The organism is Streptomyces sp. 2114.4, from assembly GCF_900187385.1.
Taxonomy (GTDB): Bacteria; Actinomycetota; Actinomycetes; order Streptomycetales; family Streptomycetaceae; genus Streptomyces; species Streptomyces mooreae.
Genome location: NZ_FYEY01000001.1, coordinates 1,753,621 through 1,769,846, shown reverse-complemented (window position 1 = coordinate 1,769,846; position 16,226 = coordinate 1,753,621). Strand labels below are relative to the sequence as shown.

Below are 16,226 nucleotides of genomic sequence, written 5' to 3'. Positions count from 1 at the left end.
CCGCGCTCACCCGGCTCACCATTCGATCCCCCGCTGGCCCTTCTGGCCGGTGTCCATCGGGTGCTTGACCTTGGTCATGTCCGTCACCAGATCGGCGAAGTCCAGCAACGCCTCGGGGGCGTTCCGGCCGGTGATGACGACATGCTGGGTGCCGGGACGGTCGCGCAGCGCCGCCACCACTTCCTCGGTGTCGATCCAGCCCCACTTCAGCGGGTACGCGAACTCGTCCAGCACCAGCAGCTTGTACGTCTCCGCGACGAGATCCCGCTTGACCTGCTCCCAGCCCTCGCGCGCCGCCTCCTCGCTGGAGGCGATGTCGCGCTGGACCCAGGACCAGCCCTCGCCCATCTTGTGCCAGGCGACGGTGCCGCCCTCGCCGGACTCCCCGAGCACCTTCAGCGCCCGCTCCTCGCCGACCTTCCACTTCGCCGACTTCACGAACTGGAACACCCCGACCGGCCAGCCCTGGTTCCAGGCGCGCAGCGCCAGCCCGAAGGCCGCGGTGGACTTGCCCTTGCCCTGGCCGGTGTGGACGAACACCAGCGGGCGGTTGCGGCGCTGGCGGGTGGTGAGCCCGTCGTTCGGTACGACGGACGGCTGTCCTTGCGGCATTACGCGGCCTTCCTGTTGCCTTGTACGGTCCGTACGAGCGCGGAGACGCTGTCCGCGCGCAGTTCGTCGAGGGTGACCGCGGTGCCCTGCAGGTCACGGGCCAGCTCGCCCGCGAGACCCAGCCGCACCGGGCCCGCCTCGCAGTCCACGACCACCGAAGCGGTGCCCTCGGCCGCCAGCAGGCGGGCCGCGCGGGCGGCGCGCACGACGGGCTCCGGGCCGCCGGTCGCCCGGCCGTCGGTGACGACCACCAGCAGCGGCCGCCGCGAGGCATCCCGCATCCGTTCCACCCGCAGCACCTCATGGGCCTTCAACAGGCCCTCCGACAGCGGCGTGCGGCCGCCCGTCGGCAACTGCTCCAGCCGCGCCGCGCCCGCCTCCACCGACGAGGTCGGGGGCAGCGCCAGCTCGGCGCCGGTGCCGCGGAAGGTGATCATGCCGATCTTGTCGCGCCGCTGGTAGGCGTCCAGCAGCAGCGAGAGCACCGCGCCCTTGACCGCGCTCATCCGCTTGCGGGCCGCCATCGAACCGGAGGCGTCCACGACGAACAGGACCAGATTGCCCTCCCGCCCCTCGCGTACCGCCTCGCGCAGATCGTCCCTGCGCACCACCAGACCCCGCCCGTGGCGGCCGCGCGCCCGCTGGTGCGGCGCCGCGGCCTGCACGGTCGCCGCCAGGTGCAGCTTGCCCAGGGCGCCGTGCGGACGCCGCGCCCCGGTCGTCCGGCCGTGCGCGGTCCGCGCCCGCGACCTGCGGCCGTCCGCGCCCTCGCCCAGGCCCGGCACATCCAGCCGCCGGGTACGGAACGGCTCACCGGCGCCGACCGCGGCCTTCTCGCCGCCCGCGGCGGCCCCTTCCTCGGACTGCTCCGGGGCCGCGGGCTGCTCCCGAGGCCGCTCGGGGCCCTCGGCGCTCTCCCGCTCCTGCTGGTGCGGGAGTTCGGGGCTCTGCGCCGGGGGCGCCTCCTGCGGCCCGCCGTCCCCGCCGTCCTGAGGGGGCGCTCCGCCGCCCTCCGGACCGCCCCCGCCGGGGCCGCCGTCCGGGCCGTCCGGGTCCGGATCGTCCTCGCCGTCCGTGCCCTGGCCGTCCGCGTCCTCGTCCGCCCCGCCGAACTCCTCCAGCGTTCGGTCGAGCTTGTCCTCGTCCAGGCCGGGCGCGTCGAAGGGGTTGCGGCGCCGGCGGTGCGGCAGCGCCAGCAGCGCCGCCTGCCGCACGTCCTCCTCCAGGACGTCCGTCCGGCCCGCCCAAGCGGCCAGCGCGGTGGCGGTACGCGCCATCACGATGTCCGCGCGCATCCCGTCCACCTCGAACGCCGCGCAGGTCGCGGCGATCTGCCGGAGGGCACCGTCGCCCAGCGTCACCCGCGGCAGCAGCTCCCGGGCGGCGGCGATCCGCCCGCGCAGCGCGTCCTCCTCGGCCGCCCAGCCCGCCGCGAAACCCGCCGGATCGGCGTCGTAGGCCAGCCGGCGCCGGACCACCGACACCCGTTCGCCGGGCTCCCGGGAGGCGGCGACCTCGACGGTGAGCCCGAACCGGTCCAGCAACTGCGGCCGCAGCTCGCCCTCTTCGGGGTTCATGGTGCCGACGAGCAGGAAGCGGGCCGCGTGCCGGACCGAGACGCCCTCGCGCTCCACGTACGAGGCACCCATGGCGGCCGCGTCCAGCAGCAGGTCCACCAGGTGGTCGTGGAGGAGGTTGACCTCGTCGACGTAGAGGATGCCGCGGTGCGCGTCCGCCAGCAGGCCCGGCTCGAAGGCCTTCACGCCCTCGGACAGCGCCCGCTCGATGTCCAGCGCGCCCACCAGCCGGTCCTCGGAGGCGCCGACGGGCAGTTCGACCATCCGCGTCGGGCGCTGCTCGGCGGCAGCGCTCTCGTGCGGCCCGTCGGGGCAGCCGGGGTCGGGCGCGGCCGGGGCGCAGGCGAAGCGGCAGCCGCTGACCACGTCCACCTGCGGCATCAGCGCCGACAGCGCCCGAACGGCGGTGCTCTTGGCGGTGCCCTTCTCCCCGCGGACCAGCACGCCGCCCACCGCGGGGCTCACCGCGTTCAGCAGCAGCGCCAGCCGCAGATCGTCCATGCCGACCACCGCCGTGAAGGGGTACTGCGGGGCGGTGTGGTGAGCGGTTGTCATACGGTGTCGTCCTCCAGGTCGTCGGGCGGCTGTGTCGTCCGTGCCGGTCGCGGTCTTCCGTTGCCTACCCTCATGGCGCCCCCGGAGGCACGAACGGCAGCCCCTCCGGTACTCCCTCCTCGATCAGCCGCAGCAGCGCGCCGGTGTCCGCGTGCTCCTCGATCAGATCGCCCAGCCGGTCGAGCTGTTCCTCGCGCAGGGCGGCGAAGGCGGTGTCGGGGGCCGGGACGAACGCCCGGCCCGCGTCCGCCGCGACGCGCCGCAGGAAGGCCCGCCGGAAGCCGTCGCTCTCCAGCGAACCGTGCCAGTGCGTGCCCCATACGGAGCCGGCCCGGCACCCGTCCAGGCTCCGCCCCTGGCCGTCGGACATGAATGCCTCGTCCCCGCCGGTCACCTCGGCGACCCCGTGGTGGATCTCGTAGCCCGCCACCGGCTCGCCCAGCGCCTCGCCGACCGGCCGCGCCAGGGTCTTCTCCGCCGCGAACCGTACGCGCACGGGCAGCAGCCCCAGCCCGTCGACCGTGCCGGCCTTGGACTCCACGTCGTCCTCGATGCGCTCGCCCAGCATCTGGAAGCCGCCGCAGATGCCCAGCACCGGGCGGCCCTCGGCGGCCCGCCGGACGACCGCGTCCGCCAGCCCGCGCTCGCGCAGCCACGCCAGCGCCCGGACCGTGCCCCGGGTCCCCGGCAGCACCACCAGGTCCGCATCGGCCAGCTCCTCGGCCCGGTCCACGAACCGCACCACCACGCCCGGCTCCGCGGCCAGCGCGTCCACGTCCGTGAAGTTCGACATCAGCGGGACGGCACAGACCGCCACCCGCAGCACCTGGGCGCCGTGCGGCGGAGCCACCACGCTCTCGCGCACCGCACCGCGCAGCGACACCCTCAGTCCGTCCTCCTCGTCGATGCCGAGACCGTGCGAGAAGGGCAGCACGCCCAGCGTCCGCCGCCCGGTGAGGCCGCGCAGCATCTCCAAGCCCGGCTCCAGCAGCGTCACATCACCGCGGAACTTGTTGACGAGGTACCCCGCGACCAGCGCCTGGTCCTCCTTGGACAGCAGCGCGGTGGTGCCGAAGAAGGAGGCGAACACCCCACCGCGGTCGATGTCACCGACCACCACCACCGGGATCCGGGCGGCCCGCGCCAGCCCCATGTTCACGAGGTCGGTGCGCCGCAGGTTGATCTCGGCCGGACTGCCGGCGCCCTCGCAGATCACCGCGTCATGGGTACGCCGCAGCTCCGCCAGGCAGTCGGTGACCGTGCCGAGCAACTGCTCCTGGCGGCCCTCGTGGTAGCCCCGGGCACTGAGCTCGCCCACCGGCTTCCCCAGCAGCACCACCTGGCTGCTGCGGTCGCTGCCGGGCTTGAGCAGGACGGGGTTCATCAGCGCGGTCGGCTCCACCCGCGCGGCGGCCGCCTGCATCGCCTGGGCCCGTCCGATCTCCGCGCCCTCGCGCGTGACGAACGAATTCAGCGACATGTTCTGCGCCTTGAACGGCGCCACCCGCACGCCCTGCCGGGCCAGCCAGCGGCAGATGCCCGCCGTCACCACGCTCTTGCCCGCGTCGGACGTCGTACCGGCCACCAACAGGCCACCGCCGACGGCCCCGCCCGATGCCTTCAACCGCCCGTTCACCGGGTCCTCCTCATACGCCGGGACTCCGGCTGTCGTGAGCCGTACGCGCCAGTGCCCGCACGGTCCTGCGCGATACCGCACCCGCGGCCGGGCGGACGGCACTCCCCGGGGCCCGCCGCAGCGCCCCGGCCGCCAGCCGCGCCGCCACCGTCGTCGCCAGCGCCAGGACGCTCACCCGGCGCGAGAGCCGCACCGCCCGTTCGATGTCGGGCACCGCGACCGGCGGCGCCCCGCCGTTGAGCTGCGGCCGGTGCTCCACCCGCCCGCCGTAGGCCAGCGTGCCGCCCAGCCGGACGCCCAGCGCGCCCGCGAACGACGCCTCCACCGGGCCCGCGTTGGGGCTCGGATGGGCGCCGCCGTCCGCCCGCCAGGCCCGCAGCGCACCGCGCCGGTCGGGGCCCGCGAGCACGGTCAGGGCGGCGGTCAGCCGGGAGCCGGGCCAGCCGGCGAGGTCGTCGAGCCGGGCCGAGGCCCAGCCGAAGCGGCGGTGGCGCGGCGACTTGTGCCCCACCATCGCGTCCAGGGTGTTCACCGCCCGGAACGCCACCAGACCGGGCACCCCGCCCAGCGCGCCCCACACCAGGGCGCCGACCACGGCGTCCGAGGTGTTCTCGGCGACCGACTCCACCACCGCGCGGGCCATCTGGGGCCCGTCCAGGGCCTGCGGATCGCGGCCGCACAGATGCGGCAGCCGCTCCCGCGCCACGTCCAGGTCACCCGCCGTCAGCGCACCGCCGACGGCCCGGGCCTCCCGGCCGAGCGACGTGCCGCCCAGCACCGCCCAGACCGTCGCCGCGGTCAGCGCGATCCGGGCGCCGTCGCGCAGGGGAGCGGGGGCGGCGGCCCGTACGGCGCGCTGCAGCAGCGCGGCCCCGGCGGCGGCACCGCCCGCGCACAGCACGGCGTGCGCCGCCCCGTATCCGCGGTGATCGCGCCACAGCCGGCGTTCGACGGCGCTCGCGGCCCGTCCGAAGGCGGCCACCGGATGGCCGCGCCGCGGGTCCGCCGCGATCAGATCGCCGAGAAAGCCGAGGGCCGCGCCGCACGCATATCCCGCGTGTTCGCCGCGCACCGGTCAGACCGCCGCTGCGGCGTGTCCAACGGGCCCTGTGGCGGCGGGCAGTGAAGATCTCGAAGGGCGGCCGGGCATGGCGGTGTGTCCTCACTCAGGGTCCGCGCCCTGGCTCGACGTGACGGCGACAAGAGTCTCCTGGCTCCCGGATCGGCGAGTCCTCCGGCCTTCCAGTCCCTGCGTACGTCATCGGACGTACGCGAGGCGGACCGTGGCCTTCGCTGGAGGAACGCTCCCCGGTGACAGTGGCGGGACCGCGCCGGATTCGCACCGGACTTCCTCAGCTGTCGCCGAATGGCTCCGGCAGTCCACCACGCCCCGCGATGCCCGTCAACTCGCCCTTGACCTGCAACGCTGCCCCGTGGCACGCGCTGTGGTGCACGCCACAGCGTGGCAGGAAGGTCACAGACGGTTGCCCGGGCCCCTGATCTCACGTCACTATCTGGTGGTGCACGGTGGCGACGGTGCCGCCGGAAGGGGGCCGGGGGATGCCGCAGAGCGCTGACCGCCACGAGATCCGCCTCAGGATCACGGGCACCAACAATCCGGACCAGGACCTCGAAGACCTCAGGGCCTGGCTGGAGCGAGAGCCGTGGCTGGACCGGCACGGCCACGACTGGCTGCTCCGGCCGCGGCCGGCGGACGAGAGCGACGACGGCCCCGGTGACATGGCCGCCGGCCTCGACGAGCTGATCCTGGTCATCATCGGCGCCGTCACCGGCGAGATCACCAAAAGTCTCACCATCGCCCTGCAGGAGTGGCTGCGCCGGCGCCGGGAGGAACGCGACACCGGCGAGCGGCCCGCCGTCGCGGTCGGGGCCGGTGACGGGGACCTGCACGAGCTCGGCGACACGGGCCCGGCCACCGCGGCCCCCGAACACCCCGATCCCGGCAGCCCGGCGGACGGGAGCGGCAGCACCCCCGGGGACTGAGCCGGATGTCCGAATACGACGCACGGGGCAAGGTCAACCGGGCGCTGCTGATCAGCGTCGACGACTACCGCACGCTGCGCCCGCTGCCCGCGGTGAAGGACAACGTCCACAAGCTGGAGCAGGCCCTGCTCGCCCCCGGCACCGATCTGTTCACCAAGGGCGAGGTCGTCACCTGCCGGCCCCAGGAGCCCTGGGAGGTGGAACAGGCGCTGGACACCGTCGTCCAGGAGGCGCGCGGGCTGCTGCTGGTGTACTTCTCCGGCCACGGCCGGGTGGGCAGCGACGGCGGCAATCTGCACCTCATGGTCGGCGCCTCGGAACGGCGGCACAAGACCGTCTCCTGGCAGGACACCGTGCTGTCCTATCTGGACAACGCACGGGCCGACCGCATCGTGATCGTCCTGGAGTGCTGTTACGCCGGCAACGCGAGCGAGGCCTTTTACTCCTGCCGCAACCCGACCTCGCTGCTGATGGCCGCGCAGCCCAACCGCCGGATCTTCAGCGGCGAGGAACCCACCGGGGGCAGCGTCTTCAACCGTGCCCTGGTCCAGATCCTGGAACAGGGCATCCCCGGCAAACAGTTCGTCACCTTCGAGGACCTGGTCCAGGCGCTGCGGGAACAACTGGCCGGTGAACGGACCCCGATGGGCGACGTCTGGGAGCCGCGCTCGGCGAAGCAGAACACCGTCGACGACGTCATCCTGTCCTTCGCCACCCCCGAGGCCCGCCCGCCGACCCCGCTGCGGATCCGCTTACGCCGCCGGCTGAAGTCGTCCTTCCGGCGCTGGACCGGACTCCTGCTGATCCTGGCGATCATCTTCGTACCGGCCGTCACCGGCGTCGTCCTGCTCCAGCTCCCGAACGACCAGGCGCCCTGCCCGCCCGCCCTCGAACTGCGGCTGCTCACCGCCCCCGAGGCCGAACCCGCGCTGCGCCAGGCCGCCTTCGACTACGAGCTGTCCGAGACCAACACCCGGCCCCTGACCGGCGAGGGCAACCTCCCCGACGGCTGCCGGCGGGCCCAGATCACCGTCTACTCCGCCGCCCGGGACCAGGTCGACCAGGGCTTCGCCGCCGCCGGACGCTGGCAGGGCGAGGCCCTGGGGACCGGGCAGGCCCGGCCGGCCGACAAGGGCCTCGACCCGCTCAACCGGCCCGGACCCCAGCCCGACATCTGGATCCCCGAGTCCACCGCCGACTACTACGAGGCCCGCCGCGGTATGCCCGCCACGGCCTCCCCGGCGACCCTCCACTACAGCGCCCCCGTCGCCTACACCCCGCTGGTCGTCGGCATCCCGGAGAGCCGGCGGCTGGTCGACGTCGACCCGGCCGACGCCTCCTGGCCGGATCTGCTCACCCAGACCGACGGCAGCCACCACGACCTCTCACTCCTGCGGCCCAGCCCGGTGCTGTCCGGCACCGGGCTGCTGCACACCCTCGGCCTCTACCTCGCCCACGACGGCCCGGACGGCACCTCGACGGGAGCGCCCGACCTCACCCTCGCCCGGCAGGCCGAGGAGCGGCTGTCCGCCCCGGGCAGTCAGTACGCGGGCAGCACCGAGCTGCTGTGTTCGCTGCGGCCCGACACCGGCACCGACGCCGCCGGCTCCGTCGACCGCGCGAAGTCCGCGCCCCTGGTGTCGGAGAAGTCCCTCGCCGACTACAACCTCGGCCACGCCATCGGCAGTTGCCCGGCCCGCCCGTCCGCGCTCCCGTACCGCAACCGCTACCTCGCCTACTACCCCCGAAACGTCCCCGCGCTCGACCACCCCCTGGTCCGCGTCGACTGGCAGGGCGCCACGGACGCCACCGTGCGGCAGGCCGCCGTGGCGAGCTTCGCCACCTGGCTGCGCGCCCCCGACGGCGGGCAGCGCACCCTCACCGCGCAGGGCTACCGCGGGGTGCGGGAGGCGAGCCCGCCACCGGGCTCACCGCTGCGGGACAGCCGCGCGGACGTCAACCCCGTCGGACGGATCGTGCCGTTCACAGCCGGCCCGGAGCAGGTCTCGCAGGTGCTGGACGGCTACGACAAGGCACAGAAATCCAGCCAGGTGCTGATCCTCATGGACACCTCCACCTCCATGGCGGACGGCGGCAGGCTCCCGGTCGCCCTGAGCGCGGCCGGACGCGCCCTGGAGATGGCCGGCCCGCGCCACACCTACGGCCTGTGGGCCTTCCCGGACCGCGAGCACCCCGCCGACCCCGACGCGGTGGGCGAGCTCGTCCGGCTGGGCAGCGCCGACCCGGCCCAGGGCAAGGCGGCGCTGGACCGGATCGCCGGCGGCGAACTGGTCGAACACGGCGCCGCGATGGAGGAGGCGCTGACCCGTGCCCTGCGCACGATGAAGAAGTCCCCGGCCACCAACAAGGCCATCGTGCTCCTGCTCGACCAGGACGACGGCGCGGGCCGCCGTGCGGCGAGCGTGGAACGGACGCTCGGCGCCCTCCTCGAGGAGAAGCCCGACGTGCCCATCCTGGCGCTGGTGCTGGGCCGGTCCGGCTGTGACACCTTCGCCTTCCGGCAGCTGGCCGGCGCCTCGCACGGACAGTGCGTGCCCGCAGGACCGCAGGCCGTCGACACACTGGCCGGCCGGATCGCCTCCATCGGCACGGCTGCCAAGGGGGACCGATGACTACCGTGCGCACCACCACGCCCGCCGCCGCGCTGTGTCTGCTGCTGACGCTGGCGGTGAGCGGCTGTACACCGGGGGAGCAGGACGTCCCGGAGAAGGGCGCGATCGTCTTCGCCACCGGCAGCGACCTCAGCAGCTCCGGCATCCGCCAGGACCTGATCCACGCCTGGGAGAAGGCGCACGACCGCACGGTCCGGATCGTCGAACTCCCCGACACCGCCGACGGCCAGCGCAGCCAGCTGCTGGCCGCGGGCCAGTCCGGCATCGGCGGGTACGACGTGCTCAACCTGGATGTGGCCTGGACCGCGGAGTTCGCCGAGGCGGGCGTGATCCGCCCCTGGCCCGCGGGCCTGGACGGGGACTTCCTCGGCAGTGTGGCCAAGACCGTGGAGTACGACGGCAAGGTGTGGGGCGTGCCCTTCAACACGGACGCCGGGCTGCTCTACTACCGCAAGGACATCCTGGACGCGTACCACCACGGCGCCCCGTCCACCTGGGACGAACTCAAGAAGGTGGCGGCCGAGGTGACCAAGGACTACAACCTCAAGGCGGCCCACGACGCCGCCGCCGGCAAGAAGAAGCGGCCCACGATGTACGGCATGGTCGCCCAGCTGCGGCCCTACGAGGGGCTGACCGTCAACACCCTGGAGTCGGCCTGGGTCTACGGCGGCGACCCGGAAGCCACCAGCTTCACCAAGGGCGAGCAGGTCGGCGCGCTGCAACTGGGCGTCGCCGAGCTCAAGAACCGGCTCGATTCGATCATGCCGCACGAGGCCACGGCCATGGACGAGACGGAGAGCCGCCGCTGGTTCGCCGACGGCCGCGCGCTGTTCATGCGCAACTGGCCGGTCGAGTACGCCTCCGTCGCCCGGAAGCTCACGCCGGGCAAGGAGTTCGACGTCACCCAGCTGCCCGCCCGTCCCAGCGACGGCAAGCGGATGTCCGTGCTGGGCGGGCAGAACCTCGCGATCTCCGCGGGCAGCAAGCGGCCGGCCGGCGCCCGGTCCCTGATCGAGGCGCTGACCGGGGCGGGCAGCGAACGCTGTCTGCTGGAGCGGGGGTTCGCGGCCACCCGCACCTCGGCGTACCGCGACGGGCCCACGGCACCGCGCTGCCCGCTGCCGCCCCGGGATGCGGAGCGCGGCGGCCCGGGAGCGCCGGAGCCGCGCCCCGACCCCCGCACCCTGCACGAGGCGCTGCTGGCGGCCGAACCGCGCCCGCGCAGCGCCCACTACCAGACCTTCAGCAAGGTGGTTCAGCTCGGGGTGTCCGCCTTCCTCAACGGCCGCGGCGACACGGCCATCGCCGACCGGCTGGCCCGGGAGGCCGATGACGCGCTCGGCGGACGGGGCGCACCGACGACGAAGCGCCCGGCGGACGACGGCTGATGCCGTGTGGTCCGCCGGGCGCCTCGCGCTGTCCGGTGCCGCCTTCGGTGGAGGTCAGGCGGCGACGATCAGATAGATGCCGTAGGCCACCGCTGCCGCGCACAGGGCGAAGGCGGCCACCGCGCCGGCCCGCGCCCCCGCACCCGGTGCGGCGACCGCGGCCGCGGCGCCTTCCGGCTGCGGCCGGCGGGAGGTACCGACGATGCCGACGGTGAACAGGCCCACGATCCCCACCGTGACCGCGAGGGTGACGCCGAAGACCTGGCCGAGAGCTGCCCAGTCGATGCTCATGGAGTTCCTTATCAGGTGATGACAGCTAGCGGGAGACCGTCGCGGCCTTGGGGCGCGGGGCGGGTGCCGCGGGGGTGCCGGGGCCGGACGGCTGGGCCGGGATCCCGGCGGCCTCCGGGGCGTCGGCCGGCTGGGCGTCCGCCACCGGGACATCGGTCACGGGGACATCCGCCACCGGGGCGTCGGCCGCCGGAACGTCGGTCGCCGGGGCCGGCTGGCCCGCCGGGGGAGGGGAGACGGCGCGCAGCGCGGCGGTCACCACGCCCACCGGCTCCGCGGCCGGGCCTTCGTTGACATTGGTGTGGTCGATCGGCTTGCGCCGGGAGGCGGCCCAGATCGCGCCGCAGATACCGAGCGCGAGCACGGCCACCGCGGCCACACCCCAGTCGCCCTGCCCCGCGAGGAACGCGGCGCCCGCCGCGACCAGACCCGCGGCCGGCAGCGTCAGGCCCCAGGCCAGGACCATCCGGCCGGCCGTGGACCACCGCACCACGCCGCCCTTGCGGCCCAGGCCCGAACCCATCACGGAGCCGGAGCAGACCTGGGTGGTGGAGAGCGCGAAGCCGAGGTGCGAGGAGGCCAGGATGGTGGCCGCCGCGCCGGTCTGGGCGGCGAAGCCCTGCGGCGGCTGGATGTCGGTGATGCCCTTGCCCATCGTGCGGATGATCCGCCAGCCGCCCAGGTACGTACCGAGCGCAATGGCGAGACCGGCCGAGGCGATGACCCACAGCGGCGGGTCGGCGTGCGGGGCGACCACACCGCCGGTGATCAGCGCCAGGGTGATCACACCCATCGTCTTCTGGGCGTCGTTGGTGCCGTGGGCGAGGGAGACCAGGGCGGCGGAGGCGATCTGCCCCGCGCGGTAGCCCTTGGCGGTGTCCGCCTCGGCGCGGTTGCGGGTAAGCCGGTAGGTGAGCCGGGTCGCCGCCATCGCGGCCAGGCCGGCCACGACCGGGGCGGCCACCGCCGGGATCAGGACCTTCATCACCACGGCCTCGCCATGCACCCCGTGGGTGCCGACCGACACCAGGGTCGCGCCGATGAGACCGCCGAAGAGAGCGTGGGAGGAGCTGGAGGGGAGTCCCGCGAGCCAGGTCAGCAGGTTCCAGACGATGGCGCCGACCAGGCCGGCGAAGATCACTTCAGGTCTGATGCCGGCGCTCTCGTCGATGATCCCGCCGGAGATGGTCTTGGCCACCTCCACGGACAGGAACGCACCGACGAGGTTGAGCCCTGCCGACATCGCCACCGCGGTCTTGGGTCGCAATGCCCCGGTGGAGATGGTGGTGGCCATTGCATTGGCCGTGTCGTGGAAGCCGTTCGTAAAGTCGAACACCAAGGCCGTGACGATCACGATCCCGATGAGAAGCGTGATGTGTTCCATTCACCCAGGCAATCAGTTCGTCGGTCAGTGTCGTTGGGACCGTACGGAGAGTGGGTGAACGGAAAGTGAACTGGGACGGGCGCGGTGATGACACCCCCGCAGTGTTCACACGGAGGAGTCTCCCGCGTCACTTCCGCCTCACCCGTTGGCGAACTTGATGAGTTGGGCCGGTGAGCCGTCCCCGCGAGGGCGTCGCGCGCCGGCTCCCCGGTGACGTTAACGGACAACCAACGCAAGGTGACACATCACCGGTCAATTCTCGCCATGGAGCAGATATCCCTATATGGCGGATTCCGGACGGTTGGGCCCCGTCGTACTCTGCCCCGGCCTGCTCGTACGGTGTCGCGCACCGCAATCCGCCACTCGCCGCACCGCGCCGGAGGACCCATGAAGGACCACGCCGACCGCCTCGCCGAAGCCTGGGGCGAACTGGTCGCCACCGCCCGCAGAACCGTGACCGACCAACTGGTCGTCGGCACCTCGGGCAATGTCTCGCGCCGCCTCAAGGACCTGATCCTGGTCACCCCCAGCGGCGTCCCCTACGACCGGCTCGGGCCGGGCGACACCACGGCGGTCGACCTCGAAGGGCGCCAGATCATCGGCACGCTCCGGCCGACCAGCGAACTGCCGATGCACCTGGCGGTCTACCGCAGCACCACGGCCACCGCCGTCGTCCACACCCACGCTCCGTACGCCACCGCCGTCTCCACCCTCGTCCCCGAACTCCCGCCGGTCCACTACATGACCGCGGCGCTCGGCGGCCCCGTGCGTGTCGCCCCCTATGCCCTGTACGGCAGCGACGAGCTCGCCGCCCACATGCTCGACGCACTCCGCGACCGCACCGGCTGCCTGCTGCAGAACCACGGCACCCTCACCCACGGCGACAGCCTCGACCAGGCGCTGGACCGCACCGCCCAGCTGGAGTGGATGTGCCGGGTCTGGCTGACCGCGAGCTCCGTACCGGGGCACACGCCCAACCTGCTGTCGGCCGCCCAGCTCGACGCGGCCGCCGCACAGCTGCGGGGCTACGGCCCGCAGGGCTGAGCACCCGCCGTGGACGGCGGCGCGGCCCCCCCGCTCGCCGTCCGCCCGCTCGCCGTCCGCCCGGCCGCCGTCAGCCGCCCACCTGGCCCCCGGTCACCCGCCCGGCACCGCCAAGTGGCCGCCCCCGCCGCCGCTGCGCACACTGAACAGGTGCGCCTGGTTACCGCGGCGGCCGTGGCCGCCACCACCGTGATCGGTGCCGGGGCGGCCGCCGTGGCGGTCGGCCGGTACGCCGGCGACATTGCCCTGAAACCGTCGCCCGACGACCCCTTCCCGGGCGACTCCCGCCTCACCGTGCACTCCGCCACCGAGAGCCGCATCGCCCTCACCCGCAGTCTGGCGACCCTGCGGCCCGGCACCTACGGGCTCACCGGCTCCGGCTGCCACGCGGTGGTCGGCGATGTCATCCACGGCGTACCGCACCCCGCCGACGCGGTCGTACGGCGCCTGGTGCGGGTCACCCACGGCACCCTCAAACCCGGCAACCGGATGCGGCTCACCCCGCAGGTGCACGTCGGCAACCCCCGTGACGCCCTCGGCCTGGACTGCGCCGACGTCGACATCCCCGGTGAACTCGGCGCCCTCCCCGCGTGGTTCCTCCCCGGCGTACGGGACACCTGGGTCATCACCGTCCACGGACTGGGCACCACCCGTGCACACCCCATGGTGGTGATGCCGTTCCTGCACCGTCACCGGCTGCCGGTCCTCGACCTGGCCTACCGCAACGACATCGGCGCCCCGCGCACCGCCGACGGCCTGAGCCACCTCGGCGACACCGAATGGCGCGACCTCGACGCCGCGATCCGCTACGCGGTCCGCTACGGCGCCCAGGACATCGTCCTCTACGGCTGGTCCACCGGCGCGGCCATGGCGCTGCGCGCCGCCGCCCACTCCGCACTGCGTGCCCGGATCAGCGGCCTGGTCCTGGACTCCCCGGTCCTCGACCGGGGCGCCACCATCCGGGCGCTGGCCGCCGCCCGGCGGGTTCCGCGCGTCCTGCTGCCGCTGGTCGTACGCGCCGCCGAGGGCGCCACGGGCATGCCCGTCGACCGGCCCGACGCTGTCGACCCGGACGGGCTGAACGTCCCCATCCTGCTCTTCCACGGCCCCGACGACCTCATCGCCCCCTGGTCGGCCTCCCGCTCCCTCGCCGCCCGCCGCGCCGATCTGGTCACCCTCCAGCCGGTTCCGCACGCACCGCACGCCGCGATGTGGAACGCCGACCCTACGGGCTGCGAAGAGGCGCTGCGGCGCTTCCTCACCCCGCTCATGTGACACCCGCCCGCCGGTCCGCCGCCCCGCCGGGAGCCGGCGCCCGATGACGTCCGGGCCTGCGGGGCGACAACTCCCCTCATCAGGGACGGGCCGGCCCGATGACATGGCCCCGGCAGGTCGCAGGCGGGGTTCCGATTGGGCTTTCGGGCCGACAGCCGTAACACTGCTCCTGTGACGTCCCGTACCCCGCGCGACTCCCGGCTCCGCATCGTCCCCCGTCAACCGGTTGCGGCCGCCCGCCGGGCGGTGACAACCCGGACCAAGCGTCCGGCGCCCCGCCCGCCCGAGGGCACGCCGCCGCCCGCGGAACTGGCCCGGCAGGCCCGGGCCGTGCTGGCCGGCGCCGCCCGCCTCGCCCGCTGGGCCGACGGCGCCGCGCTGCGCGCCGGAGCGGACGGGGCACTGCCGAAGGCCGCGGCACAACGCGCCGCCGAAGCGCTTCGCCTGACGCCGCAACAGGTCCGCACCGACTGGGACCGGGCCCGGCTCGCCGGCCTCGTCGAGCTCCACGACGGCCTCGCCCGCCCCGGCTGGCGGCTGCGCGCCTGGGACCGCGACGACACCGCCGTGCTGCGCGGCTGGGTCGCGCTCTTCGACGCCTGGTCGCTGGCCCGCCCCGCCCCGGCCACGGCCGGCCCCACGATAGTCGCCGAAGTCGTCGAGGCGCTGCCCCAGTTGCTGTCCCTGCTGCACCTGTCGGCCGGACCCGTCCGGCTGCCGGTGCTGCTGGACATGCTGGACCAGCGCGTCGCCGAGCTGCGCACGGAGCGCTGCGAGGTCCCCTACGGCCAGGACCCGTCCCCGGGCAGCGCCGACCATGCCGCGCCGACGGCCGACGACGCCGCGGGGGCGTCGCTGGCCGAGCTGCTGGCCTGGGCGCTGGACGCCCTGCTGACCGTCGGCGCCCTGGTACCGCCGGATGGCGCGCACGACGGCATCCACGAGGCCTTCCACGACGCGTCCGAGGCACAGCTGACAGCGCTCGGCAACTGGTCGGTATGGGTCAAGCTGGAACAGATCTGCGTCGCCGCACAGAGCCCGGCCGGCCACATCGAACAGTCCGCGGAGGCCATGCTGCGCGGCTGCGCCCGCCTCACCCCCGGCCCGGCCCGCGCCGAGTACCGCGCCTGGCTCGCCGCCCGCTCGGTCGGCGCGGCCGTCGAGGAACTGCTGACCGTGGCCCGCGGCGAGGACGCGCTGCTGCGCGGCCTGGCCTTCGAGGCACTGCGGGCGGTCGGTGCCCCCGCCGAGGCCGCCGTACGCGCCGCGGCCGACGAGCCGGCCCTGCGCCCGTACGCCCTGCTGTGGCTGGTCGAGCACGAGGGCGGCGACCCGGAGACCGCCCCCGATGTGCTCACCCGTGAGGAGTCGACCTGGCTGTGGGTGGACACCGCGGCGGCCGTCGCCGACCACGGCGAGACCCAACTGCTGGTGCGCCACCTCGACTCGGCGGTCCAGGGCTCGGTCCCCCGCCTCCTGGAGGAGGTCCGTGCAGTAGGGCACCCCCGTACGGTCCAGGTCCTGGTGGCGCTTGCCGCGGCCCACCCCGATCCGGCACTCGCCAAGGCGGTACGCCGCGCGGCGTTCCAGGTCCACACGGGCGGGGTTTGATCTCCACGTTTTCGTCTTTCCCACCGTGGTGGTTGCTCGCCGTTTTTCGCCCGCTGACGCGGTGCGCCCACCGTTGCTCCCCCACCGCCTAAAGGACGTGGGAGGTACCCCCAGCGGCGGGCGCACCGCGCAGCGGGCGAAGAACGGCGGGGACCCCCACGGCGGGACAGCCGACCACGTGGGAGGAAAATCAACTTGCACGGGGCCGTTAGACTG

At 74.2% G+C, this 16,226-nt stretch carries 12 protein-coding genes and 1 riboswitch; of the genes, 6 read left to right on the top strand and 6 right to left on the bottom strand.

From position 1 onward, the window contains the following. Positions 1-15: 15 nt before the first annotated feature. From cobO to CFW40_RS07710, 4 genes are all read right to left on the bottom strand, one after another. Positions 16-612 (bottom strand): cob(I)yrinic acid a,c-diamide adenosyltransferase, encoded by a 597-nt coding sequence (gene cobO, locus CFW40_RS07725; RefSeq protein ID WP_088797083.1) that lies wholly within the window; start codon positions 610-612, stop codon positions 16-18. Then, positions 612-2,744 carry a putative cobaltochelatase gene (locus tag CFW40_RS07720; protein WP_088797082.1) on the bottom strand — a complete coding sequence of 711 codons (2,133 nt, stop codon included), beginning with the start codon at positions 2,742-2,744 and terminating at the stop codon, positions 612-614. Before CFW40_RS07720 ends, cobO begins: the two co-directional genes overlap by 1 nt. Before the next feature lie 70 nt (positions 2,745-2,814). Continuing rightward, positions 2,815-4,380, bottom strand: coding sequence for a cobyric acid synthase (locus tag CFW40_RS07715; RefSeq protein WP_088797081.1), 1,566 nt, complete (start codon positions 4,378-4,380; stop codon positions 2,815-2,817). Between the two features lie 10 nt (positions 4,381-4,390). Then, entirely contained in the window at positions 4,391-5,452 is a 1,062-nt protein-coding gene (locus CFW40_RS07710) for a cobalamin biosynthesis protein (RefSeq protein WP_256331548.1), read from the bottom strand. Between the two features lie 131 nt (positions 5,453-5,583). After that, positions 5,584-5,735: riboswitch (cobalamin riboswitch) on the bottom strand. 205 nt (positions 5,736-5,940) lie between these two features. On the opposite strand from CFW40_RS07710, the gene CFW40_RS07705 reads away from it, so the two are divergent. From CFW40_RS07705 to CFW40_RS07695, 3 genes are read left to right on the top strand one after another with little or no spacing between them, the layout of a single operon-like run. Then, positions 5,941-6,384: a hypothetical protein gene (locus CFW40_RS07705; RefSeq protein WP_088797080.1), complete on the top strand. Its 444-nt coding sequence runs from the start codon at positions 5,941-5,943 to the stop codon at positions 6,382-6,384. A 5-nt stretch (positions 6,385-6,389) separates the two neighbouring features. Then, entirely contained in the window at positions 6,390-9,017 is a 2,628-nt protein-coding gene (locus tag CFW40_RS07700) for a VWA domain-containing protein (RefSeq protein ID WP_088797079.1), read from the top strand. Further along, positions 9,014-10,405: an extracellular solute-binding protein gene (locus CFW40_RS07695; RefSeq protein WP_088797078.1), complete on the top strand. Its 1,392-nt coding sequence runs from the start codon at positions 9,014-9,016 to the stop codon at positions 10,403-10,405. The genes CFW40_RS07700 and CFW40_RS07695 overlap by 4 nt, the downstream gene beginning before the upstream one ends. A 54-nt stretch (positions 10,406-10,459) precedes the next feature. On the opposite strand, the gene CFW40_RS07690 is transcribed toward CFW40_RS07695, so the two are convergent. Both CFW40_RS07690 and CFW40_RS07685 read right to left on the bottom strand, forming a co-directional pair. Further along, positions 10,460-10,696, bottom strand: coding sequence for a hypothetical protein (locus tag CFW40_RS07690; RefSeq protein WP_088797077.1), 237 nt, complete (start codon positions 10,694-10,696; stop codon positions 10,460-10,462). A gap of 25 nt (positions 10,697-10,721) precedes the next feature. Further along, a complete protein-coding gene (locus tag CFW40_RS07685) occupies positions 10,722-12,080 on the bottom strand; it encodes an inorganic phosphate transporter (protein ID WP_088797076.1) in 1,359 nt (452 codons plus the stop codon). 387 nt (positions 12,081-12,467) lie between these two features. On the opposite strand from CFW40_RS07685, the gene CFW40_RS07680 reads away from it, so the two are divergent. The 3 genes from CFW40_RS07680 (at position 12,468) to CFW40_RS07670 (ending at position 16,010) form a co-directional block, all read left to right on the top strand. Continuing rightward, a complete protein-coding gene (locus CFW40_RS07680; RefSeq protein ID WP_088797075.1) occupies positions 12,468-13,124 on the top strand; it encodes a class II aldolase/adducin family protein in 657 nt (218 codons plus the stop codon). 150 nt (positions 13,125-13,274) lie between these two features. Next, the gene (locus CFW40_RS07675) at positions 13,275-14,399 is read left to right on the top strand and encodes an alpha/beta hydrolase (RefSeq protein ID WP_088797074.1); all 1,125 of its coding nucleotides are present in this window, start codon (positions 13,275-13,277) and stop codon (positions 14,397-14,399) included. A gap of 171 nt (positions 14,400-14,570) precedes the next feature. Beyond that, positions 14,571-16,010, top strand: coding sequence for a hypothetical protein (locus CFW40_RS07670; protein WP_088797073.1), 1,440 nt, complete (start codon positions 14,571-14,573; stop codon positions 16,008-16,010). The last annotated feature ends 216 nt before the right edge of the window (positions 16,011-16,226 follow it).